At 59.9% G+C, this 24230-nt stretch carries 19 protein-coding genes; 8 read left to right on the top strand and 11 right to left on the bottom strand.

Annotated elements, in window-relative coordinates; translation table 11 throughout:
• Window positions 1-141 precede the first annotated feature (141 nt).
• Genes VMV64_RS16855 through VMV64_RS16835 form a run of 5 tightly spaced genes read left to right on the top strand, consistent with a single transcriptional unit; the run spans window position 142 to window position 7825 of the window.
• Window positions 142-1185 (top strand): Fic family protein, encoded by a 1044-nt coding sequence (locus VMV64_RS16855; protein ID WP_325332460.1) that lies wholly within the window; start codon window positions 142-144, stop codon window positions 1183-1185.
• Window positions 1185-2639, top strand: coding sequence for a DUF3375 domain-containing protein (locus VMV64_RS16850; protein ID WP_325332458.1), 1455 nt, complete (start codon window positions 1185-1187; stop codon window positions 2637-2639). Before VMV64_RS16855 ends, VMV64_RS16850 begins: the two co-directional genes overlap by 1 nt.
• Window positions 2640-2674: 35 nt before the next feature.
• Window positions 2675-3283, top strand: a complete 609-nt coding sequence (locus VMV64_RS16845; protein ID WP_325332456.1) for a DUF4194 domain-containing protein — start codon at window positions 2675-2677, stop codon at window positions 3281-3283.
• Window positions 3276-6650, top strand: coding sequence for an ATP-binding protein (locus tag VMV64_RS16840; RefSeq protein ID WP_325332454.1), 3375 nt, complete (start codon window positions 3276-3278; stop codon window positions 6648-6650). The genes VMV64_RS16845 and VMV64_RS16840 overlap by 8 nt, the downstream gene beginning before the upstream one ends.
• Complete coding sequence (locus tag VMV64_RS16835) at window positions 6647-7825, top strand: Wadjet anti-phage system protein JetD domain-containing protein (protein WP_325332452.1); 1179 nt, start codon at window positions 6647-6649, stop codon at window positions 7823-7825. The genes VMV64_RS16840 and VMV64_RS16835 overlap by 4 nt, the downstream gene beginning before the upstream one ends.
• On the opposite strand, the gene VMV64_RS16830 is transcribed toward VMV64_RS16835, so the two are convergent.
• Window positions 7822-8781, bottom strand: a complete 960-nt coding sequence (locus VMV64_RS16830; RefSeq protein ID WP_325332450.1) for a hypothetical protein — start codon at window positions 8779-8781, stop codon at window positions 7822-7824. The two genes, VMV64_RS16835 and VMV64_RS16830, sit on opposite strands and share 4 nt — an antisense overlap.
• 150 nt (window positions 8782-8931) lie before the next feature.
• Between VMV64_RS16830 and VMV64_RS16825 the strand changes: the two genes are divergently transcribed.
• A complete protein-coding gene (locus tag VMV64_RS16825) occupies window positions 8932-9774 on the top strand; it encodes an NYN domain-containing protein (protein ID WP_325332448.1) in 843 nt (280 codons plus the stop codon).
• A 12-nt stretch (window positions 9775-9786) separates the two neighbouring features.
• Here the strand turns inward: VMV64_RS16825 and VMV64_RS16820 are convergent, their stop codons facing one another.
• The 10 genes from VMV64_RS16820 to def all read right to left on the bottom strand — a co-directional run bounded on the left by VMV64_RS16820 (window position 9787) and on the right by def (window position 21956).
• Entirely contained in the window at window positions 9787-11427 is a 1641-nt protein-coding gene (locus VMV64_RS16820) for a FapA family protein (protein ID WP_325332446.1), read from the bottom strand.
• A 322-nt stretch (window positions 11428-11749) separates the two neighbouring features.
• The gene (locus VMV64_RS16815; protein WP_325332444.1) at window positions 11750-11941 is read right to left on the bottom strand and encodes a hypothetical protein; all 192 of its coding nucleotides are present in this window, start codon (window positions 11939-11941) and stop codon (window positions 11750-11752) included.
• Window positions 11942-12020: 79 nt separating this feature from the next.
• The gene (locus VMV64_RS16810; RefSeq protein ID WP_325332442.1) at window positions 12021-13931 is read right to left on the bottom strand and encodes a potassium transporter Kup; all 1911 of its coding nucleotides are present in this window, start codon (window positions 13929-13931) and stop codon (window positions 12021-12023) included.
• Between the two features lie 131 nt (window positions 13932-14062).
• Window positions 14063-15337 carry a sigma-54 dependent transcriptional regulator gene (locus tag VMV64_RS16805; protein ID WP_325332440.1) on the bottom strand — a complete coding sequence of 425 codons (1275 nt, stop codon included), beginning with the start codon at window positions 15335-15337 and terminating at the stop codon, window positions 14063-14065.
• On the bottom strand, window positions 15338-17461 hold the full coding sequence (locus tag VMV64_RS16800) for a sensor histidine kinase (RefSeq protein ID WP_325332438.1): 2124 nt from the start codon (window positions 17459-17461) through the stop codon (window positions 15338-15340).
• Window positions 17462-17486: 25 nt separating this feature from the next.
• On the bottom strand, window positions 17487-18170 hold the full coding sequence (locus VMV64_RS16795) for a DUF4390 domain-containing protein (protein WP_325332436.1): 684 nt from the start codon (window positions 18168-18170) through the stop codon (window positions 17487-17489).
• Complete coding sequence (rsmB, locus tag VMV64_RS16790; protein WP_325332434.1) at window positions 18148-19419, bottom strand: 16S rRNA (cytosine(967)-C(5))-methyltransferase RsmB; 1272 nt, start codon at window positions 19417-19419, stop codon at window positions 18148-18150. Before rsmB ends, VMV64_RS16795 begins: the two co-directional genes overlap by 23 nt.
• Window positions 19420-19600: 181 nt before the next feature.
• Window positions 19601-20452: a zinc metalloprotease HtpX gene (htpX, locus tag VMV64_RS16785; protein WP_325332432.1), complete on the bottom strand. Its 852-nt coding sequence runs from the start codon at window positions 20450-20452 to the stop codon at window positions 19601-19603.
• Window positions 20453-20521: 69 nt separating this feature from the next.
• The gene (gene fmt / locus VMV64_RS16780) at window positions 20522-21451 is read right to left on the bottom strand and encodes a methionyl-tRNA formyltransferase (protein ID WP_325332430.1); all 930 of its coding nucleotides are present in this window, start codon (window positions 21449-21451) and stop codon (window positions 20522-20524) included.
• A gap of 1 nt (window position 21452) precedes the next feature.
• On the bottom strand, window positions 21453-21956 hold the full coding sequence (def, locus tag VMV64_RS16775; protein ID WP_325332428.1) for a peptide deformylase: 504 nt from the start codon (window positions 21954-21956) through the stop codon (window positions 21453-21455).
• A gap of 117 nt (window positions 21957-22073) precedes the next feature.
• Between def and VMV64_RS16770 the strand changes: the two genes are divergently transcribed.
• Both VMV64_RS16770 and dprA read left to right on the top strand, forming a co-directional pair.
• Window positions 22074-23108: a LysM domain-containing protein gene (locus VMV64_RS16770; protein ID WP_325332426.1), complete on the top strand. Its 1035-nt coding sequence runs from the start codon at window positions 22074-22076 to the stop codon at window positions 23106-23108.
• 27 nt (window positions 23109-23135) lie between these two features.
• Complete coding sequence (dprA, locus tag VMV64_RS16765) at window positions 23136-24227, top strand: DNA-processing protein DprA (protein WP_325332424.1); 1092 nt, start codon at window positions 23136-23138, stop codon at window positions 24225-24227.
• Window positions 24228-24230 lie beyond the last annotated feature (3 nt).

The raw sequence follows: 24230 nt of genomic DNA, 5'->3' as shown, positions 1-24230 counted from the left end.
GATTTTCGCTATTTTCCTGCTCTCCGTGCTCCCCCGTTTGGCCGAAAGAAATGAGGTAATCCGACGAAATAATGGGGTAATGAATTGCATGCATACCCCAATGCAATGTACGATTACCCTATTTCCAGAGACTGGCACCCAATGCACTCGCTGACCCCTGAATTCCTGGCAAATCTTCGCTACAACGGCTTGCAGATCGCCACGATGCGGACCCTGGGCGAATACCGGGGCAAGCAGCAACTGTACGTGGCGCAGTCGCCCGAGGTGTTGAGCGACCTCCGCCAGATTGCTGCCATCGAGTCGACGGAATCGTCCAACCGGCTGGAAGGGGTTGTCGTCCCCAAAGATCGCCTGAAGTCGCTGGTGATCAAGAACGCCACTCCCAAGAGCCGCTCGGAGCAAGAGGTGGCCGGTTACCGCGATGCGCTGGGACTGATCCACGAAAACGCGGAGCAGATGCCTTTCTCGGAAGGCACCGTTCTCCAATTGCACAGCATCCTGTACCGCTACATGCCGCAGCCCGGCGGTCACTGGAAGGCCACCAACAACGACATCGTCGAACGGCACCCGGATGGCAGCTCGCGTATCCGCTTTCGGCCCGTGGCCGCGCACCTCACGCCGATGGCGATGACCGATTTGGTTGGGCGCTATCGCACCGCGCTGGATCAGCATCTGGCCGACCCTCTGGTACTGGTGCCGCTGGTCGTGCTGGACTTTCTGTGCATCCACCCCTTCCCGGACGGCAACGGGCGCATGGCGCGGCTGCTGACCTTGCAACTGCTGTATCACTTCGACTACACCGTCGGACGATACATCAGCCTGGAGCGCATCTTCGAGGAATCGAAAGAGAGCTACTACGAAACGCTCGAAGCCAGCTCGCAGGGTTGGCACGAAGCCGCGCACAATATCGCGCCATGGCTCGATTACTTCTGGGGGGCGCTGCTCAGAGCCTACAAGGAGTTCGAGGGGCATGTCGGCACCATCGAGCGCGGGCGCGGGGCCAAGGGTGGCCGGGTGCGGGCCGAGATTCTGAAACGCAACTTGCCCTTCTCGATCTCTGAAATCGAAGCCGCCTGCCCCGGTGTGAGCCGCGACACGGTTCGGCTGGTGTTGCGCGCGATGAAGACAGAAGGCTTGATTGCGCCCACCGGCAAGGGGCGCGGGGCGAAGTGGGTCAAACCTTAATGAGCCTCGACTACGCCACCCTAGACCTGCTGCGCCAGAGCCACCCGGCTTGGCGGCTGCTACGCTCGGATCACGCACCGCTGGTAGCGAGTTTTCTGCAGCGCGCGTTCATCGCGCCCAATGTGCGGGTGATGGCACAGGCAGATTTGGCTGAGGCGCTGGAAGACGAACTGTTTGCGCTGCGCGAACAGCTGGGCGCGGAGGCCTTCCCCAAGTCCGCGCTCGACTACCTCAACGACTGGGCTGCCACCGAGAAAGGTTGGCTACGCAAGTTCTACGCCCACGGGTCGGACGAACCGCATTTCGACCTGACCCCGGCGACCGAGAAGGCGATTGCCTGGCTGGGAACGCTCACCGAGCGCAACTTCGTGGGCACCGAGTCGCGCTTGCTCACTCTGTTCGAGCTGCTCAAGCAGATGAGCGAAGGCAGCGAAACCGACCCGCAAGCGCGCATTGCGGAATTGCACAAGCGGCGCGACGAGATCGACGTCGAAATCGCCCGCGTTCTGGCCGGTGACATTCCGCTGCTGGACGACACGGCGCTGAAAGACCGCTTTCAACAGTTCATCCAGCTTGCGCGCGAACTGCTCACCGATTTCCGCGAGGTGGAGCATAACTTTCGTGGGCTGGATCGGCGCGTGCGGGAACGCATCGCGCTGTGGGAGGGCTCAAAAGGCGCGCTGCTGGAAGAAATCATGGGAGAGCGAGACGCCATTGCCGACTCCGACCAGGGCCGCAGCTTTCGCGCCTTTTGGGATTTCCTGATGTCCAGCAGCCGTCAGGAAGAACTGTCGGCGCTGCTCGAGCGCGTACTGACCCTGCCCCCGGTCGCCGAACTCAAGCCCGACGCCCGCACCCGCCGCGTGCATTACGATTGGCTGGAGGCCGGCGAGCACACCCAGCGCACAGTGGCCCAGCTCTCGCAGCAGTTGCGGCGCTTTCTGGACGACCAGGCTTGGCTGGAGAACCGCCGCATCATGGACATCCTGCATGGCATCGAGGCCAAGGTGCTGGCGCTGCGGGAATCGCCGCCGCCGGATGAGATGATGACCATTGCGGACACCGCTGCCGATATCGAGTTGCCGATGGAACGGCCGCTCTACACCCCAGCCATCAAACCGTTGATCGCCGATATCGCGCTGGAGTCAGGCGACGCCGAAGTGGATGCGGCAGCTCTGTACTCGCAGATCGTGATCGACAAGGGCGCTTTGATCAGGCATATCCGCCACGCCTTGCAGGACCGTTCGCAAATCACCCTGCGCGAGCTGTGCGAGATGCAGCCGCTGCAGCACGGCTTGGCCGAACTGGTGGCGTACCTGCAACTCGCGGGCGACACCTTCAAGACGGTGGTGGATGAAGAGGCGACGGAGACCATCGGCTGGAGCCGTGTAGAGCCGGATGGCCGGGGACAGGTGAAGCAGGCGCGTTTGCCGCGCGTGATCTTTGTGAGGTAATGATGGCAGAACAGAAACCAGAACCAGGCAACGCTGTGGCAACGAATGACTTATCGGCTCTGGTCATCCTTTTGCTCAAAGGCGTGATCTATCAGGAAGCGGACGCCGGCACTTGGAATTCCTTGCTCAACCTGCAGGCCCGGGTGCGCGACTACGTGACGGTGCTGGGTCTGGAACTGGTGCTTGACGAGGCCGAGGGCTATACTTTCCTGCGCTCGCGCCCGGAAAGCGAAGATGACGCAGCGCCCAAACTTCCGCGCTTGGTGGCGAGGCGTCCGCTGTCGTTTACTGTGAGCTTGCTACTGGCGCTGCTGCGCAAAAAGCTCGCCGAGTTCGACGCGAGCGGCGGCGACACGCGACTCGTGCTCAGCCGTGATGAGATCGTCGAGTTGGTCCGGGTGTTTCTGCCCGAAAGCAGCAATGAGGCCAAGCTGATCGACCAGATCGAGACCCATCTCAACAAGATCGTGGAACTGGGATTCCTGCGCAGGCTGAAGCCGGGCACGGGACAAGCTGCCGTGTTCGAGGTGCGGCGCATTCTCAAGGCCTTTGTGGACGCGCAGTGGCTGGCGGACTTTGATGCGCGGCTAGCGGCGTATCAGGCTCAGCTTGGCGCGACCTCGGGAGGGGCTGCCGATGAATGATGCGCAAACCTTGGGCCTGGATTTCATGGCCGACGATACACTCTCTGGCTTCCGTTTGCAGCGCCTGGAAGTATTCAACTGGGGCACCTTCGATGGCCGCGTGTGGGCGCTGAATCCTGGCGGCAAGAACGCCCTGCTTACCGGCGACATCGGTTCGGGCAAATCGACGTTGGTGGATGCGGTCACCACGCTGCTGGTACCGGCGCACCGCATCGCCTACAACAAGGCCGCCGGCGCCGACAGCAAGGAGCGCACGCTACGCTCCTACGTGCTCGGGCATTACAAGTCCGAGCGCAATGAGGTGAGCGGCACCGCCAAGCCCGTGGCGTTGCGCGACCACAACAGCTACTCGGTGATCCTGGGGGTTTTTCATAACGCGGGCTACGACCAGACGGTGACCCTGGCACAGGTCTTCTGGATGAAGGATACGCAAGGGCAACCCGCACGCTTCTTCGTCTGCGCGGAACGCGCCTTGTCGATTGCGACGGACTTCGCCCACTTCGGCTCGGATATTACCGCGCTGCGGAAAAAGCTGCGCGGATTGGGCGCGGAAGTGTTCGACAGCTTTCCGCCCTACGGCGCCTGGTTCCGTCGTCGCTTCGGCATTGAGAACGAACAGGCGCTGGAGCTGTTTCACCAAACGGTGTCGATGAAGTCGGTGGGCAACCTGACCGACTTCGTCCGCAGCCACATGCTCGAACCCTTTGAGGTTGCACCACGCATCGCGGCCTTGATCGGCCACTTCGACGACCTGAACCGGGCGCACGAGGCGGTGTGCAAGGCCAAGCGGCAAGTGGAACTGCTCTCGCCGCTGGTCACAGACTGTGAGCGCCACTCTTCCCTCGTTTCGCAAGCCGAGGAGCTCCGCGCCTGCCGCGAGGCGCTCAGACCCTACTTCGCGGGCCTGAAGCTCGGCTTGCTGGAAAAGCGCATCGCGGGCCTGGCCGATGAGTGGGAACGGCAAGACACCCAGGTCAAGCGCCGTGGGGAACTCCGTAACGCGCAGCGTACCGAGGAGGACGAACTCAAGCGCAGCATTGCCGACAACGGCGGCGACCGCCTAGAACGGCTGGCTGTCGAAATACGCAACAAGGATCAGGAGCGCCAAGCGCGCGAACGCAAGGCACAGCGGTACGCCGAACTGATGCACGCAGTCGGGGAAAGTCCCGCGGTGGATGAGCCGGCTTTCCTGGAGCAGCACCAGCGCTTTACGGCGTTGACCAATGCGGCAAAGGAGGCAGAGACCCAGCTTCAGAACCAAGAAAGAGAGCATGAGTTCGACTTCAGGCAGGGCAAGCAGGATTACGATCATTTGGTCACCGAGATTGCCAGTCTGAAGGCACGGCTCAGCAACATCCCCACCGAACAGGTGGCGATGCGCGCCGCGTTATGCAAAGCCCTCGGTTTGTCCGAAGCGGATATGCCCTTTGCCGGCGAACTGCTGCAAGTGCGTGACGATGAGCGCGACTGGGAAGGGGCCGCCGAACGGCTGTTGCGCAGCTTCGGCTTGTCGATTCTGGTGCCCGATGAGCATTACGCAGCGGTAGCGGATTGGGTCGATAGGACGCACCTGAAGGGACGTCTGGTCTATTTCCGGATACGCCCGAGCGCCCGGGGTGATCTGCCCAACCTGCATCGTGATTCCTTGGCGCGCAAGCTGGCCGTCAAGCCCGACTCTCCTTTCTACAACTGGCTGGAACGCGAACTGGCCCACCGCTTTGACGTGGCCTGCTGCGCGACACACGAGCAGTTCCGCCGCGAGACGCGCGCCATCACGCGCGCAGGCCAGATCAAGGCACCAGGCGAGCGCCACGAGAAAGACGACCGTCACCGGCTTGATGACCGCAGTCGCTACGTGCTGGGCTGGACCAACACGGCAAAAATCGCTGCGCTCGAAGCCCAGGCAAAACAGTTGGAGGCGCGGCTGGGCGAGCTGGGCAGCCGCATCGGCAAGATTCAAGCCGAACAGAACACGCTGAGGGATCGCCTCACGGCGCTGTCGAAACTCGACGAGTACGCCGATTTCCACGAGCTCGACTGGCAGTCCCTTGCCGTGGAAGTGGCTCAACTGACGGATGAGAAGCAGAGGCTGGAAACCGCCTCCGATGTACTAAAGCAACTGACTGAGCGGCTGGCGGAGGTCGTTGCAGCATTGAAAAGCACAGAAGCCCAGCTGGAGGAGCACAAGGACAACCGATCCAAAGCCGAACAGAAAAAGACCGATGCAGAAGCCTTGTGCGTTCAGACGCAAGCGGCACTAGATGAACCGGCCTTTGCTACCCACTCCGCGTACTTCGAGCAACTCGACACCGTACGCGGCGAGGCTTTGGGCGAGCATCAGCTAACAGTCGAATCCTGTGACAACCGCGAGCGCGAATTGCGCGACTGGCTGCAAAAGCAAATTGACAGCGAAAGCAGGAAACTCAGTAATTTGGGGGAGCGAATCGTCAAGGCGATGACCTCATACAAAGAGGAATTCAAACTTGAGACTTCAGAGGTCGATGCCGGCATCGAAGCGGGTTTCGAATACCGCAATATGCTCGACAAGCTGCAGGCCGACGATCTGCCGCGCTTCGAAGCGCGCTTCAAGGAACTGCTGAACGAGAACACCATCCGCGAGGTAGCGAACTTTCATTCGCAGCTGAACCGGGAGAGAGAAACGATCAAGGAGCGTATCGCGCGCATCAACGAGTCGCTCACCCAGATCGACTACAACACCGGCCGCTATATCGTGCTGGAAGCACGGCCAACGCCGGATGCAGACACCCGCGACTTCCAGACCGAGCTGCGCGCCTGTACCGAAGGAGCGCTGACCGGCTCTGACGATAGCCAATATTCCGAAGCCAAGTTCCTGCAGGTCAAGCGCATCATCGAGCGCTTTCGCGGACGCGAGGGGTTATCCGAGCAGGACCGTCGCTGGGCCGCCAAGGTCACCGATGTGCGCAACTGGTTCGTGTTTGCCGCCAGCGAGCGCTGGCGCGAGGATGACAGCGAACACGAGCACTATTCCGACTCGGGCGGCAAGTCGGGAGGCCAAAAGGAGAAGCTGGCCTACACCATCCTGGCGGCGAGCTTGGCCTATCAGTTCGGCCTCGAATGGGGTGCGGTGCGATCCCGAACCTTCCGTTTCGTGGTAATCGACGAAGCCTTCGGGCGCGGCTCGGACGAGTCCGCGCAATATGGCCTGCGGCTGTTTGCCCAGCTCAACCTGCAGCTCCTGATCGTCACGCCCTTGCAGAAAATCCACATCATTGAACCTTTCGTCTCCAGCGTGGGGTTTGTCCACAACGAGGAAGGCCGCGCGTCCATGCTGCGCAACCTCTCGATCGAGGAATACCGTGCGGAGAAGGCGAGGATGGCCGGATGAGCTGGACCAGACCGGCGGACCTGCGTGCCCAGGTGCAAAAACTGTGGGACCGTGGGGAACTACTGGCCAGTCTGGTAACTGGCGAGTCGCCATTCCCGAAACGCTTGGTGCTCAAAGGCCCCACGTCGACCGAGATGGCCGACCGCTTTGACGAAGCACGCGCCTGGATCGGCGAGCTTCGGGTGATGCCTCACTGCCGGGTGGAGATGCGGGACTTCAAGCACCGGGTGTTCGGCGCAAACGCCGTCCCCCAGGAGGCATGGATCGATACCGTCGAAGACGCCTTGGCGCTCATCGGCAAAGTGCGGGATGCCACTCGCCTCACCGCGTTGACCAACGTAACACGCAAGCGCCAGCCGCAATTGCTGGGTTGGCTGGCCAAACGGCCACTGCGGGCGTTGGAGCTGGCCGACGAGTGGGGTCGGCTGCTGGAAATCGTCGTTTGGCTGCAGGTCCATCCACGTTCTGACGTGTACCTGAGGCAGGTAGACATCCCGGGCGTACACAGCAAGTTCATCGAAGCCCATCGCGGCGTGCTCATCGAGTTGCTGGATATCGTCATGTCGCCTGAGGTAATCGATTCATCCGCAACCGGCGTGAGCCAGTTCGCAAAGCGGTACGGGTTTCGTGACAAACCGGCGCGCATCCGCTTCCGCGTTCTCGATCCAGAACACGCCCTATTGCCGGGTGACCTCATACAGGACATCACCCTCGATGCCGAGAGCTTTGCCCGGCTTGATTCCAAAATCTCACGGGTTTTCATCACCGAGAACGAGATCAACTTCTTGGCCTTTCCGCAGGTCAAGGACAGCTTGGTCATCTTCGGTGCGGGATATGGTTTCGAGATGTTGCGCAAGGCCGAATGGCTTTCGCGCTGCCGCATTCATTATTGGGGCGATATCGACACCCACGGCTTCGCTATCCTTGATCAGCTCCGCTGCCAGTTCGACCATGTGGAGTCGTTAATGATGGGCCGCAACACTTTGCTGGAATTTGAAACGCTATGGGGTGAGGAAGATAAACAGACGCTGCGCGACCTGCCCAGGCTGAATCCTGAGGAAATGGCGCTCTACAATGATTTGCGAGACAACCGAATACGCAAGAATCTGCGTCTTGAGCAAGAAAGAATCGGCTTCGGCTGGGTGGAGTCCGCTTTGGCGCTCACGGTGATTTAGGTTGATGTAATCCCCGTCCAGAAATCGTGATCCTTGCGGAGGAATTCATCGTAGGGGATGTAATGGGAGCCATCACAAGAGAAAGTCAGGCCGACGAGGCCGTTAAAAATGTTCAGCGTGCCGGAGCGCAGGTAGAACATCTCGTCCATGAGCCGTAACGTGCGAAAGGCATCCAGCACGCCGCGGACTTGCTCGGGCGGCACTTGCGCCCCCGTTGGGTAGGGGGTACGGGGGTAGGCAAGACAGATGTCCGGATCGATCAGGGCTTCGATATCCAGCAGACGGTAACGAAAGGGATCCTCCATCACCCAGACGACGGCGCGGCTGCTGGAGAAGTGCAGCATCACGTGAAACACTCCGTGATAGAGCATGAGTTCGGCCACCACGCCCAGCACCGTCTCGACATGCTGGTCCATCTCGCTGTCCGATCTGGTCTGGTGGAATACCGTGCCGCGGATGGAGGGGTCGCCCTTGATCTGGCGCCAATATCTCGGCTCTTCATAGAGTTCGCGCGTTAGCGGCAGGTCGCGCAGACCGAAATAGGCGCCGATAAATCCGAGTGCTTCGCCTGCTGCGTTGCGTACAATCTGGGTAGCGGTGAGGGATGGGCGCCGCTCGCGCAGGCTGATGTAGGCGTCCGAAAGGAAAAAGTCGGTGCTGGTCGTGATTTCGCGCAGGTAGGGCCGCTTGGCCCGATCCCGGCCAAAGCCCTCCAGCAGCCCTTCGTGACTCACGTTATCGCTGATCTGGATTGCGTTGGCGTCGAGCGCATAGAGATGCTTGCAGTAAGGCAATTCTTTTAGCGCTTCCCTCAGCAACGCATCAAGCTTTTCCCGATCGCCCCATACCGGAACGCATTCCGCCGCCAGCCGCCGCAAGGGCTCCTGCAGCATGCCCACCAGCGATTCTCGCTGGTGGGCGATGCTTTCTTGCAATGTTTCCTTCGGGGGCATCATGTCCGGGCTATCAACAGTTCGGTTTCTTCGAGTCATTCGGTTGCTGCAATCGCACTTAGCTGTATTCTATGCGATTCTGCTAGACTTGATCAGGTTAATATTCTTTAACGCTCACTGCTGCCGTAGGGCACATTACCGCTGGAGCCAGTCATGACTACCCCACAAAAAATTCGCAGCATGGCGCTGTTCTGCGATTTCGAGAATATCGCTTTGGGCGTGCGCGATGCCAAGTACGAAAAGTTCGACATCAGCAAGGTTCTGGAACGCCTGCTGCTCAAGGGCAGCATCGTGGTGAAAAAAGCTTATTGCGACTGGGACCGGTACAAGGAATTCAAGGCCCCCATGCACGAGGCCTCGTTCGAGCTGATCGAGATTCCCCATGTGCGCCAGTCGGGCAAGAACTCGGCCGACATCCGCATGGTGGTCGACGCTCTCGACCTGTGCTACACCAAGTCCCATGTGGATACCTTCGTCATCATCAGCGGCGATTCGGATTTTTCGCCCCTGGTGAGCAAACTGCGCGAGAACAACAAGACCGTGATCGGGGTCGGGGTCAAGAACTCCACCTCCGATCTGCTGATCGCCAACTGCGACGAATTCATCTACTACGACGATCTGGCACGCGAGAAAGCCGAAAAGGCGGAAAAAGCCAAGAAGCGCACCATCAAGAAAAAGCCTGCCGCCAAAGATGCCGCGGAGGCCGCACCTAAAACCGCACCTCTGGAAAACGGCAGCAAGGCACAGGAAGCCCTGGACTTGATGATGGAGACGGTAGAGGCCTTGTTTGCGGAGCGCGGCGAAGAGGAAAAAATCTGGGGTTCGATGGTCAAGCAGGCGCTGAAGCGGCGCAAACCGGGCTTCAATGAAAGCTACTACGGCTTTCGCTCGTTCAGCAAGCTGCTTGAGGAAGCGGCCGCACGCAAACTGCTGGACGTAGAGCACGACGAGAAGTCGGGCGGGGTCATTATCAAGAATTTCAACCCGGAGTACTAGGCCGCGCGGCCCCTAACGAGGCAGATCGTCGAACACCAGTTCGCCCTCGCGCAGACAAAACACGCCGGCGCCCCGTTCGGCAACCGCCTTGTAGCGCTGCCCTCCGGACATCACCTCGACGCCCTCGAAAAGGATTTTTTCCACGACCACGCGGCCCTTGTCCGCTAGCTGGAGCTGCCCGTTAAGGACTTCATGTTCGTCTTGCAACTCCGCAATGCGGGCCTGCGCCGCGACCAGGGTTTTTTCGGCTTTTTGCAGGGTTTCCTCGGAAAGCCTGCCGGGATTCAGCTTGGAGAATGCCAGCACCCTTTGCACATCCTCCAGCTTCTTGTCCCATTCTTCCCGTTCGCTCACCAGCAGGCGGAGCCGATCGTTCATTTTGGGGTGGAACCCCACTTCCACCACGGTTCGGGTCAGGGACGGGGAGCCGATCACCTGCGCCTTGACCAGCAACGTTGCCTGGATCAACCCGCCGATAATGCGCCCCTTGCCTGAGCCTTCTTTTCCCACCACGACCTGGTTGGCGGCGGAGAGCTCGCTTTGCATCGCCGTATCGTCGACGTAGATGCTGCCCTCGGCGAAAATATGGACATTCTGGACAAAGCGGGCAGTAAACGAACCCTTGCAATGGATGCGGGAAACATAGCTTTCGCCGTCGCCGGAATCGACCCGGCCGATCACCCCGCCCTGAACCACGATATCGCCGCCGGCCTCCAGGGTCGCCTCCCCTTGGGTCGACGCCTCCACCGTACCGGCGACGTGGATGTCGCCGGTCGCCCGGATGGTCATGCCGGCTTGCACGTCGCCCTGCACCTTGACCGTGCCGTCGAAAACGATGTTGCCGGTGGACAGGTCGACGCGGGACGCGGCGTAGGTGGGCTCGACAATCACGCCGTTCTTCACCTGCACGGGTTGGCCGGTAATGGCGGCAACCAGTACGTCGGGGTCGCTGGTATCGGGCACCACCCCGGTCAGGCCGGGAGCGAACATCACCTCCTTGCCGGGGATGGTGGGAATCTCCTGGCCGAGCAGGGTTTCCCCCGCTTCGCCGGGAGTGGCCGGAACGCGTCGCACCAGGGTTTCGCCCATGTGGACGACAAGGACTTCCCCAAGGTTGCGGTAATCCGCCAGATCGTGTTCGTCGATGCGCGGCCGGCGTTCCTTCATGGAGGGAATCAGGCTTTCCAGCCGGCCATCCTCACCGTGCACAGGCGGACGGCCTTTCGCGATCAGGACGTTGTCGGCGCGGCCGGCTTGAATAGACTGCTCGACGGCTTCGTGATCGAGCCCGAAAACCACACCGGCCCGCTCAATGGCGCTGCCCACCTGCTCGCGGGTGACGGGCGCGCCGCCGAAAGGCTGCGAAATGTGCAGATAGGCCGCCATTTTGCTGGCGTCCAGATGGACCTGCACTTCGCCGTCCCGCACCTCGCCGATAGTTATTTCGAATGCCTCACCGGCACGAATTTTATGGATTGCCTCCAGCAGGAACTGCTCGAAAATGAACAGGTCGGAGAATTGCTCCGCCAACTCGCCTCTCAGCAAACCCAGGTCGGCCTCGCCGAGGACTTTTACCGGGCGAAAAGATGCCAGTAGCCGGCGTCCGTCATCCGCCAGTTTGAGCGTCAACCCACTTTCCCGCAGCGCTCCCATGTTGCCCCTTCGATATTGCCGCACGTCACCATCGCCAAGCAGGCCAATCCGCTACCCGCCAATATTACGCCACGAAATGCATTAATCAAAGAATTTCAACCGATTACAACGATTGGCCCTCAAATAAAACGAGCTTCTTGCGATAATCCCGCTGCATGAAATCAAATTACCAATAAAGGCGCAAGCCGTTTAGCCGCATCCGAGGCCAGGCTGGCTTAATCTGTCGTTGTTCGTAAAGTTGGCGCGGGGATCGCGCACAAGGCGCACGAAGTAGGGCTGGAAGTCACAGGTAAGGGCGAAGCCGTTGCCGGCGATAAACACCTCATCGGCAGTGCGACCGCTTTTCTGGAACGTCGAGCGTGAGTCGCTGCGCAACCCGAAATTGATGGCGAACCACCAAGTGGGTCACGCGCTGCCCGGTATCGAGGCGGTCGTCGCGCGTGGCGAACAGGGTAAGTGCGGTTTTCGTCAGCGCCCTGGTCCCGATGCCGAAGGTGATGGCGGGGCATCCCATCCATCCACGCCGCGATCTGCTCCGTACGCCGATGCGCAGCAAACACCCAGGGCAGCGGCAACAAGAAGGCCGGGGAACATCACAGCTCGATCTGTGTTCCCAACTCCACTACCCGGTTGGTCGGAATCTTGAAGTAGTTGGAAACGCTGCCGGCGTTGCGCGCCATGCTGATGAACAACTTTTCCCGCCACAGCGCCATGCCCGGCGCTATTGTCGCGATCAGGGTTTCCCGGCTGATGAAAAAAGAGGTTTCCATCATGTTGAACTCCAATCCGCATTCCTTGCATTGCGTCAGTGTCTTAGGGATGTCTGGCTCATCCTTAAAGCCATAACGCACGATAACCCGATAAAAATTGTTACCTAGCGACTGCACCTCGGCATGATCAATTTCCGGCACATGGGGCACGTCTTCGGTGATGACCGTCAGCAGCGCCACACGTTCGTGCAGCACCTTGTTGTGTATTAGGTTGTGCAGCATGGCGTGGGGCACGCCGGCGAGATTGGCTGTAAGGAAAACCGCCGTGCCAGGCACGCGGAGTGGCGGGTGGGCGGCAATTCCGGTAAGAAAAGGCTCCAGCGCGATCGCGCCGGTCTGCAGCCGTTCGAACAGCAGCGCCCGTCCCCGCTTCCAGGTAGACAGCAGGGTGAATACCGCAATAGCGACAACCAGGGGAAACCAGCCCCCCTGCGGAATCTTCATGGCGTTGGCACTGAAGAATGACAGGTCGATGATCAGGAAAAAGGCGGCTACCGCCCCGCATGTCAACCAGCCCCATCCCCATAGCGCACGCGCCACCACCACCGCCAGAATAGTGTCGATAGCCATGGTGCCGGTGACCGCAATGCCATAAGCGGCAGCGAGGTTGCTGGAGGAGCGAAAACCCAGCACCAGCGCGATGATCGCCACGAGCAGAGCCCAATTGATCGCCGGCAGATAGACCTGGCCAATCTCCCGCTCCGAAGTATGCTGCACCTCCAGTCGTGGACAGTAACCCAGCTGCATCGCCTGACGGGTGACGGAGAAGGCACCCGAAATCACGGCCTGAGAAGCGATCACCGTGGCCATAGTGGCCAGGGCCACCATCGGGTAAAGCGCCCATGGCGGTGCGAGCAGATAAAACGGGTTCTCCACCGCGGCGGGATTGTGGATCATCAGTGCGCCCTGGCCAAAGTAGTTGAGCAGCAGCGCTGGCAGCACGAAGAAGAACCATGCCGTCTTGATCGGCATGCGGCCAAAATGGCCCATGTCGGCGTAAAGCGCCTCGCCCCCGGTTACCGCCAGCACCACCGCGCCCAAGGCCAGAAAGCCATACCACTTATGTTCCACAAAGAACTGGAAGCCGTAGAGCGGGCTCACCGCCTGCAGTACCGCCGGTTCGTCGAGGATGTTGCTGATCCCCAGCAGGGCCAGGGTGGCAAACCAGACTATCATCACCGGCCCGAACAGCGCGCCCACACTGGCGGTACCCTTGCGCTGGAAAAGGAACAACCCCGCCAGCACGACCAGGGTGATCGGGATGACATAGGGCTCAAGTGCGGGGGTGGCGATCTTCAGTCCCTCCACGGCGGACAGCACAGAGATCGCGGGGGTGATCACGCCATCGCCGTAGAACAGCGCGGCGCCGAAAATCCCCATCGTCATCAGCAGCCAGCGGCTGCGCGTGTCGCCGGGCGAGCTTTTGAGCGTCAGCGCCAGCAGCGCCATAATGCCGCCCTCGCCATTGTTGTTGGCACGCATGATGAAAATCACGTACTTGAGCGAAACCACGATCAGCAGCGCCCAGAGCACCAGAGACAGCGCACCGAGTACATTGTCGTGGCTGGGTGCAATGCCGTGAGCGCCGTGAAACACTTCTTTCAGGGTGTAAAGCGGGCTGGTACCGATGTCCCCGAATACCACGCCGATAGCGGCAAGCATCAGGCCGGAGGATTTGCTCTTACCGCTTGTGCCCGTTGAGGCATGGCCGGAATCTTTTTCGGTTGTACTCATCGCTGGGTTGTACTCATCGCTTGTTATTCTTTCGCCACCGGCTGCCGCGGCTTGTTTTGCCGCTTTCCAAGGAGCGGAATTCTATTCCTTTTTTGGTCGGCTTAAACCATTTTCCTGCAAAATAGGGCCCGTCAGCCCCCGACTTCTCCCTTGCCTACGGGTATGCCAAGTTGCTTCAGTTTGCGGTAGAGATGGGTACGCTCCAGCCCAACGCTTTCCGCCAGGCGGCTCATGTTGCCGCCGACCTTCTTGAGCTGATGCTCGAAATAAATCCGCTCGAACTCGTCGCGCGCCTCCCGTAACGGCTGATCGAGGGGCAGTGCGTACTGGGCCATGGCGGGCAGAACGGGGGGAGCGAATTGTCCCAGCACCCGGCTGACGTCCTCGGCCGTAATCTCTTTGGACAGGGCGGTCAGCGCCAACGTTTTCACTGCGTTGTCGAGCTGCGGCAAATTGCCGGGCCAGTTTTCCTCGCGCAGAAGGTTCAGCGCAGCGGCGCTGAAATGGCGCTGGGGCGATTGCCCGGTTTCGATCAGCCGCGCCAGCACCTGCCTGGCGAGATCGGGAATATCCTCGCTGTGTTCGCGCAGGCTGGGCACCGCCAGCGCCAGACCATTGATAGCCTGAAACAGCCGGGCGTCGAACGCACCCTCCTCGACAAGCTGGGGCAGGGGCATGGACGTGGCGCACACCAGGCGCACTCCATATTTTTCCAGCCTGTTCAGGATCAGCGCAAGGCCCTTCTGTTCCAGCTTGCCCAAATTTCCGATCTCATCCAGGTAGAGCAGACCATCGCGCGCCTGCTCCAGCAGGCTCAACGGGTCGTCTGCCAGAACGGCCAAGGTTTCCGGCGCAACCCAGGGGGTATTCGATCGATGCAGGTAGCGCGCGCACAATTCCATGCCGGCGCCTGCTTCGCCGGTCAACAGCAGGGGAGTGATCTGATTGGCCACCTGAGCCAGGCGCATCTTCAATTCGCTGACGGCGGCACCCGTGCCCAGGCCGGCCAGCGCCTCTCCATTGCACGGCAGCGGCTCGCCCTTCTTGAGCGCGCGCTCTACAGTGCTCAGCAGCTTTTGCAGGGCGATGGGCTTTTCCAGAAAGTCCGCGGCACCGATGCGTGTCGCCTCCACCGCAGTATCAATGGTGCCGTGGCCGGACATCATGATCACCGGCATGGTCAACAGTCCGCTGCTTTCCCACTCCTTGAGCAGTGTAATACCGTCGGTGTCCGGCATCCAGATGTCGAGCAGCACCAGGTCGGGGCGTTTCTGGCTGCGATAAATGCGTGCCGCGCCGGCATTATCCGCCAGCGCGACAATATACCCCTCGTCATGCAGAATTTCCCTCAGCAGCTCGCGGATGCCGACCTCATCGTCAACCACCAGGATTTCGTGGGCTGCCATTTAAGCCGCTTCCCCGCAGGGTAAATAAATGCAGACGCTTGCCCCGTGGGGCTGACTATTTTCGATTTTCATCCTGCCGTGATGCTCCTCGATGATTTTTTTGACGACTGCCAAGCCCAGCCCGGTGCCTTTCGGCTTGGTCGTGACATAAGGCTCGAATAATCGCGCCATGAGCGCTTCGGGAAAACCGCAGCCGTTATCCCGGACGGTCAGCCTGACCGAGTTTTCTTCTGCGGCGGTTTCCACCGTGATTTGGGGTTGTTCCGTTTCGGTCAGGGCATCCTGGGCGTTTTGCAGCAAATTATGCACCACTTGGCGCAGCAGGGTTGGATCCCCGGTCACCAGCGGCAACGCTGGTGCGAGACGGGTCGAAATTTGCGCGCCGGAGTGCTCGTACAGTGCCAGGATTTCGTACACTAGCTGATTGAGATCCACCGCCTCCAGATTCAGGCTGGGGGCGCGGGCATATTCGCCAAAAGCGTTCACCATCCTCTTCAACGCCGTTACCTGGTTGACGATGGTTTGCGTCGCCCGCTTCAGCACTTCTGCATCCGGCGCGCTTAATTTTCCCGCAAGCTTGTGCTCGAGCCGCTCGGCCGAGAGCTGGATCGGTGTGAGCGGATTTTTGATTTCGTGCGCCAGGCGCCGCGCCACCTCGCCCCATGCAGCATCACGCTGAGCCTGGAGCAAATGGGTGATATCGTCGAAGACCACGATGAAGTCGTTACCCACTGCCGCCGGCAAACGTGTGCCGCGCACCAGCAAGACCTGATTGCCGTTCTTGCCAGCATACTCCATCTGAATTTGCCATTCTTTTGCTTCGTTGTGGCGAAATTGCGTTTCAACCGCCACAACCAGCGCTTTCAGCGCTGCATCATTAAGCGCCCACTTGTAGAACCGGCGTTTGCTTAGGACGGACACATCCACACCCAGAATTTCCGCGGCGGCTGGGTTGATGGTCTTGAGGCTGAGATTTTCGTCAAACGCCAGCACCCCGCTCGACAAGTGCGCCAGGATGCTTTCCAGGTAAGCTTTCGCCGTCTCCAGTTGGCGCTGGTTGAGCTCGACTACCGCGCGCGCCTCCGCCAACTGCCGGGTCATGTCGTTGAACGACTGCATCAGGGAACCCAGCTCGTCCCGGCTATGCACCGCCGGCATGATGCTGAAATCCCCCGAAGCGACGGCCTGGGTCCCCTTCGCCAGCAAGCCGAGTGGGGCGGAAAGGCGCGAGCTCAACAGGAAAGCCAGCGCGATCGAGGAAAGCAGCGTCAGCAGTAGCGCCAGCGTCAGGGTCAGGCCATAAATCCGTTTCATCCCCAGGCGCGACACGGACAGCTCCTGGTAGTCACGGTAAACCGCCTGTACCGTCTCCGCGTCCTTGGCCAGCCGCTCCGGAACCGGCTGGAACAGCTGCAATACCCGGATGTTTTCATTCAGGCCCAGCACATTGACCGGAACAACCACTCGCAAATACAGGCCTTTTCCAGGAATCGACTCGATTGCCGCATAGGGTTGCTGCTGCCGCACCTGGCGCAACAACGAAGGAGCAGGGCGATCAGGTTGCAAGCCGGCGCGCTCGCTGCCGGAATAGGCAATCAGTGCGCCGCGCGAACTGAATAGCGCTGCCTCTTGCACGCCGGCCTGTTCACGCAGATTGTTGAGCAGCGTCAAAGGCTCGTCGACCGGCTGATCCACCAGAACCAGCGCCATGTATTCCCCTTTTTTATTGAGGTCACGCAACAGGTTGTCGAGCGCGCTGCGGCCCAGGCTCAACCCCCCTTCCAGGGCATTGTCCACGCGCACGTCGAACCAGGTCTCGATGCTCTTGCCCAAAAACTGTACCGAAACCCCGTACACCAATACGCCGGGAAGCACCGCCATCAAGGCAAACATCAGGAGCAGCCTTAACGTCAGCTTCGAACCGAATACCCGTGCCTTGAGCTTGCGCCGTAGATTCCACAGCTGGTAGAGAACCAGAACCAGCAGGCACGCCGCCAGCGCGCCGTTAAGGCCCAGCAGCAGAGTGTAATATTGGGAAAATGCCGCGGCGTCGCCGCTGGCGTTGGACAGCAAGTACAACGCAACCGCGCCGAGGCCGACGCACAGGTAGAGGACGTATTTCATTGCTTCCGCCCCGCGTCCGCCAACATCAGGGATTTAAGTTCCAGCGATGCCATTCCGAATCCAGATTCCAGTCTTTTGACGCCAGCGCATTCACCTGCAAGGGTTTGGGTAACTGCGCCAGATCCAGCCTCATGCGCAGGCCGGCTTGATATACATCCCGTTTTTTCACCAGCGGCGACTTATCCGGCAGCGGTGTTTTGCCGTCAGCCAAAGGCTTGCCGACCACAAGCGCCTTGTCCACCACCAGAGGCTGGCTGGCTGCCAGCGGTTTCTCTGCCAGCAGCGCATTTTCAGCGACATGCCATTTTTGCAGGCGTCCAAGTTCGTGCAGGGCCTCGTTCAGGGAGGAAAAGTTCTGGTATTTGGCGTTGTTGGTAAGTTGATATTGGCGCGTCAGCGCATGGTAGCTCAAGCGGATATGCTGCTGCGTCGTGACTATGACTTCATCCAGCCAATACCAGCGTGGCTTCTTGATCTCAAATTCGGCGACAAAATTGAGCGGAACCCCCTTGTTCAAAGTCTCTTCAATCGCCGGACGGAGGCCGATTTCCAGGTCGGCATTCAGCACCAGGATTTCGTCCACCACCTCCAGCTCGGCGGATTTGACCTCGATGCCGTCCGCCTTGGCGACAAAAGATGTCGCCAGGAGCAGGGCCAGAAGAAAAACCCTGGCTCCGGTAAAAAGCCTAGGCTTTGAGCAATAGCGCATAATAAAACCCATCATGCTGGGGGTTGGGCGTTAACTGCCCGTCCTTCGCGGCCGGCAGGGAAAGTGGCAAACATTGGGCATCCTTATGCCGCTCCAGAAATTGAGCGATTTGTTGTTGGTTTTCCTCGGCAAACACCGAGCAGGTGGCATACAGCAATTTACCATCACGACCCAGGACACGCCACAGGGCATCGAGGATTTCCGCCTGTTGAGCGGCAAAGGCCGCAATGTCCGCTTCGCGTCGCAGCCACTTGATGTCCGGGTGGCGCCGCACCACACCCGACGCGCTGCACGGCACATCCGCCAGAATACGCTGAAACGGTTTACCGTCCCACCACTCCTCCGGCCGGGCGGCATTCCCCACCAAACAATGCGCTTCGAGCTTGAGCCGCTGCAAGGTCTGTTCGATTTTTTTCAGCCGCTCCGGGTCCGAATCCAGGGCGGTCAATTCGATCCCGGCCAGCTCCAGCAGGTGCGCCGCCTTTCCTCCCGGTGCGGCACATGCGTCCAGCACCCGCATCCCGTCGGCGACGTCGAGCAGCCGGGCCGCGAACTGCGCCCCGGCATCCTGCACTGACGCCATCCCGTCGCCAAAACCCGGCAACTTGTCAACGGAAACCGGTTGCTCCAGCAAGATCGCATTTTCTCCGACTTGCTGCCCTTCGATACCCTGCTGGTGCAGCAAGTCGAGATAGGCTGCGGTCGATGTTGCCCGGCGATTCACCCGCAGCGTCATCGGCGGATGCTGGTTGTTGGTTTCCAGCAGGGTTGCCCAGTCATCCGGATACTGCCGGCGCAATTTGTCTATCCACCATTGAGGATGGGAGTAACGCCCTTCCTCGCTGGCCGCCGCCTGTTCAAGCAAGCTGATGCGCTGGCGCAGGAAATTGCGCAACACTGCGTTGACCAGCCCCTTGGCCCAGGGTTTTTTCAGGGCCTCGGCCGCCCTGACGGCATGATCCACCACGGCGTGCGCCGCCGACCTGCTGTATTGCAGCTGATAAAGCGCCACCAGCAGGAGGGCGCGCACCGCCGCATCCTGTACCGGCTTTTGCAACAGAAGGTCGAGAATGGCGCGCAGCTGGCCGTAGAAGCGCAGCGTGCCGTAGCTCATGTCCTGAGCGGCGGCTCGCTGCTGCGAGGTGAGTGAAGAATGGCGAGAGAGCAGGCCTTGCAAGGCCTGGTTGAGATTTCGCCCAGCCAGAACCTGGGAAACCGCCGTGCTGGCGAGGCATTGTGATTCGATCAAAATGGTTTGCTAAAAACGACGATCAACCACGAATGGCACGAATGTTCACGAATGAACACGAATAGTTTAGAGACAATCATCGTGCCCCTCCCCAAACGGGTGAATCAGGCTAATCAAATGATTATTCGTGAACATTCGTGTGTCATTCGTGTAAATTCGTGGTTAAAAGATTTTTCAAGATTTATCTGGCCTGGGCCATTGTCATCAGGCGGGCGATCCGCTCCTCGGTGGCGGGGTGGGTACGGAACAGGCCGGTCAGGCCGCCACCGGAAAGCGGGTTGATGATCATCATCTGCGCCGTTTCGGGATGTGCTTCAGCGGGAGAGAGCGGCAACCCTTGGGCAAAACGCTCGATCTTGGCCAAGGCATCGGCCAGCGCGCGCGGATCGCCGCTAATCTCCGCGCCACCCCGGTCGGCCTCAAATTCCCGCGAGCGGGAAATGGCCATCTGAATCAACGCTGCCGCCATTGGCGCGAGCAGGGCGACGAGGATGCCGGCCAGCGGATTGACAGGACGGCCATCCCCGTCGCGCCCGCCAAAAAACATGGCAAAGTTCGCCAGGGCGGAAATTGCACCCGCCATGGTCGCCGAGATCGTCGAAATCAGGATATCGCGATGCCGGACGTGGGCCAGTTCGTGGGCCATTACGCCGCGCAACTCGCGCTCGGACAGCATTTGCAGGATACCGGTTGTCGCCGCAACGGCGGCATGTTCCGGATCGCGCCCGGTGGCAAAAGCGTTAGGCTGGGCCTCATTGATGAGGTAGACACGCGGCATCGGCAAACCGGCGCGCTGCGCCAGATCGCGAATCATGCGATAGAAATGCGGGGCGCTGCTCTCGTCTACTTCCTGCGCGTTATACATCCGCAGCACCATGTCGGCGGAGTTCCAGTAGGCCCAGACATTCATGGCCCCACCGAACAACAGTGCCAGCAGCATCCCCGATGCGCCGCCCAGCATCGCGCCGATCGCACCGAACAGAGCAACGATGGCCGCCATCAAGATCGTGGTTTTAAGCCAGTTCCCGAACATATCTATCAACCTCGCTTCAAATTTTTTGCTAAACCGCATGCTGTTAAATGGGTGTTTATCCGCTTAAATTCAAGTTTCAAACCGGTCGCCCGGCTTCACCGGGTTTCCCACCCAAAAACTCGACGCCGGCAACCGCTTGCCGCCGGCTTTCTGAAGCTCCTTCAGCAGCAAAGCGCCTTCACCGCATCTGACCAGAATGCCATCCTTGTCCGCTTGTAGTATCTCTCCGGGAGAACCCTCGCTCCGCTGCGCCGCCTGCGCCTGCCAGATGCGCCAGGTTTCAGCCTTAAGCCGGGCCTGCGCCACCGGAAAAGGATTGTAGGCACGCACCGCGCGGGCAAGCTCGACGGCGCTTTTGTGCCAGTCGATCAAGCCCTCCGCTTTGGATAGTTTCGCGGCGTAGGTTGCTGCGCTGTCGTCCTGGGGTTGGGCTTGTAATGTCCCGAGCTCCAACTGCTTTAGCGCGGAGACGATGCTCGATGCGCCCAGGGCCGCCAATTTGTCATGCAGGGTTTGCGCCGTATCATTGTCCGCGATCGGCAGCGCGGCGCGCAGCAGCATGCCGCCGGTATCCAGCCCACTATCCATTTGCATAATGGTAATGCCGGTTTCCGGATCGCCCGCCAGGATCGCCCGCTGGATCGGCGCCGCGCCACGCCAACGCGGCAGCAGCGAGGCGTGGATGTTCAGGCAGCCGAGACGGGGGATGGTTAGCACCGCCGGCGGCAGCAACAAGCCATAGGCCGCAACGATCATCGCGTCGGCATTGACCGTTGCAAGCTGCGCCTGAACCTCGGCATCCTTCAGCGCCGTGGGTTGCAGCACGCTCAGCCCGTGCTGCAGCGCCAATTGCTTGACCGGGCCGGGCGTCAGTCTCATGCCGCGCCCGGCGGGGCGGTCCGGTTGAGTCAGCACCAGGGCAATGTCATGCCCTGCTTCTATCAGCGCAACCAGAGCCGCCGCCGCAAATTCCGGCGTGCCGGCAAAAATCAGCCGCATCTTATAAGGTCTCCCGCATCAGCTTCTTCATCTTCAGGCGTATGCGGTTCAACTTCAGCCGCGACAGGTATTCGACGAATACCTTGCCTTTCAAATGATCGACTTCATGCTGAATGCAGATCGCCAGCAACCCATCCGCTTTCAGCGTAACAGGATTTCCCTCGACATCCAGCGCTTTCACGGTGACCCTCTCTGCCCGAGTGACATTTTCGTAAATGCCCGGCACGGAAAGGCAGCCTTCTTCATGCTCTGTTTTTCCCTCGCTGGCAATGATTTCCGGGTTGATGAACACCTGCAAGCGGTTCCGCTCCTCGGAAATGTCCATCACAACGACCTGTTTGTGCACATTTACCTGGGTTGCGGCGAGGCCGATACCGGGCGCAGCATACATGGTTTCCGCCATGTCGGCAGCCAGACAGCGGATTTCCTCGTTCACATCGACCACGGGAGTAGCCACGGTATGCAGCCGCTCATCGGGATAATGAATGATATTTAATATGGCCATAAGTGCTTGCTTGTTTAATCAATTACATGCAAAATTTAACCCAACCCCTGAATTCGTCAAGGATTGTAGTGCTCCATTGATGCAGACCAGGAACAACTCACCCTTTGAGGCCCGCTCATGAAAAAGCCTATTTTAGCTCTGATTTTGCTTTTCGGCTTAAGTTCGCTCTCCACAGCCACCGAAATTGCGCTGCAAGACCGCCACCCCGATCGCTACGTCGTGGTCAAGGGCGATACGCTTTGGGGCATTGCGGGGAAATTTCTCAAGGAGCCCTGGCGCTGGCCGGAAATATGGAAAATGAACAAGCAGCAGATCAAGAACCCGCACTGGATATATCCAGGCGACATGATCGTGCTCGACATGTCCAGCGGTTCGCCGAGGTTACGCCTGGTCAAGGGTCTCGAAACGATCAAACTGAGTCCGCGCGTCCGGGTTGAACCCGCAGAAGCAAGCGCCATTCCCAGCATTCCGCTGGCGGAGATCGGGCCCTTCCTCAGCAAGCCGCTGGTCATTGCAGAAGGTGAGCTCGAAAAGGCGCCCTACATTATCGGCACGGAGGAGGACCGCGTCATCCTCGGTGCGGGCAATTCCGCCTATGTACAGTCCATCATGGAAGGCGGGGCGCTGAACTGGCATATTTACCGCCCAGGCAACGCGCTAGTCGATCCCGATTCCAATGAAACCCTGGGATATGAAGCAGTCTATCTGGGAGACGCCAGAATCACCCGGTTCGGCGCACCGGCGACGATAGATATCACCAAATCCGCTCAAGAAATCAATATCGGCGACCGTTTGGTGGAAATGAAGGAAGAGGCGACCCGTGCTTATGCCCCCCACGCTCCGGAGAAGACGATCCTCGGCAGAATAGTTTCTGCCTATGGCGGCGTCGCAGAAGTCGGGAAGGGCTCGATGGTCACCCTGAACAAAGGAAGCCGGGACGGCCTCGAGGTCGGACACGTGCTGGCGCTTTACCGTCATGGCCGAAGCATCGCACCTGGCGCGCACGACGACACCTCGCCGGAAACCGTTAAGCTGCCCGACGAGCGCTATGGTCTGGTGTTCGTATTTCGCGTTTTCGAAAAAATTTCCTATGCCCTGGTAATGCAAAGCGCGCGCCCGGTGCAAATGCTGGACGATGTACGCACACCGTAAACGGCAATTTACCGACAATCCCTGAGGATGCTCGCGCCCGATGACGATATCGCTTCCTGGGTTGGCTTGAGCCTGATCCCGGGACTGGGTGACGAGTCGTACCGCAAACTGCTGCGCGCCTTCGGCGAACCGAAAGAGATTTACGCCGCATCCTACGCATCCCTATCGGGCGTTGTCGGCCGAGCCGTGGTTGAGGGCATCCGTCTCGGCGTCGACCCGGATAAGCTTGCCCCTCTCTTCGCCTGGCTCGGCAATGAACACAACCATGTCGTTACCCTGGCCGACGCCGAATACCCTCAAGCCCTGCTGCAAATCCCCGATCCGCCGCCCCTGCTTTACGTCAAAGGCCGCCTCGACCTTCTGAATCAGCCGGCCATGGCGGTTGTCGGCAGCCGTAACGCAACGCCACAGGGGAAAATGAATGCCGAATCGTTTTCCCGGAATTTGAGCGATAGCGGGCTGTGCATCGTCAGCGGAATGGCGTTGGGCATCGACGCGGCCGCGCACCGTGGCGGGCTGGATGGCGCGTCCAGCAGTGTCGCCGTGGTCGGAACCGGTCTGGATATCGTTTACCCCTCTCGCAACCACGCCTTGGCTCACGATCTGGCGCAGCACGGCACCCTGGTTTCCGAATTTCCGCTCGGCACAACCGCAATGGCGCACAACTTTCCGCGCCGCAATCGCATTATCTGCGGGCTTTCCCTGGGCTGCCTGGTGATCGAGGCGGCAATCCGGAGCGGTTCGTTGATCACCGCCCGATTGGCCGTTGAGCAAGGACGGGAGGTTTTCGCCATTCCCGGCTCCATTCACTCCCCCGTGTCCAAAGGCTGCCATGCCCTGATCAAGCAGGGAGCCAAGCTGGTCGAGTGCGCCAACGATATTCTCGATGAACTAAAGTGGCCATCACAGCAGGATCCTGTCACGACGGACGAGGAGGGCTCCCCAGAGAACGGCCGTCATCCGCTGCTGGATGCCTTGGGGTTCGACCCTGTCGGGATCGACGCACTGACCTCGCGCAGCGGCTTGACGAGCGATACTGTTTGCGCCATGCTGTTGCAAATGGAATTGGAAGGGCGCATCGCCTGCCTGCCCGGCGGACTTTACCAATTAATCCCCTGACCA

This window comes from Sulfuricella sp., from assembly GCF_035531155.1.
In the GTDB taxonomy this organism is placed as follows: Bacteria; Pseudomonadota; Gammaproteobacteria; order Burkholderiales; family Sulfuricellaceae; genus Sulfuricella.
The sequence above is the reverse complement of the archived record's forward strand: the minus strand, read 5'-3'. Positions and strand labels throughout refer to the sequence as shown.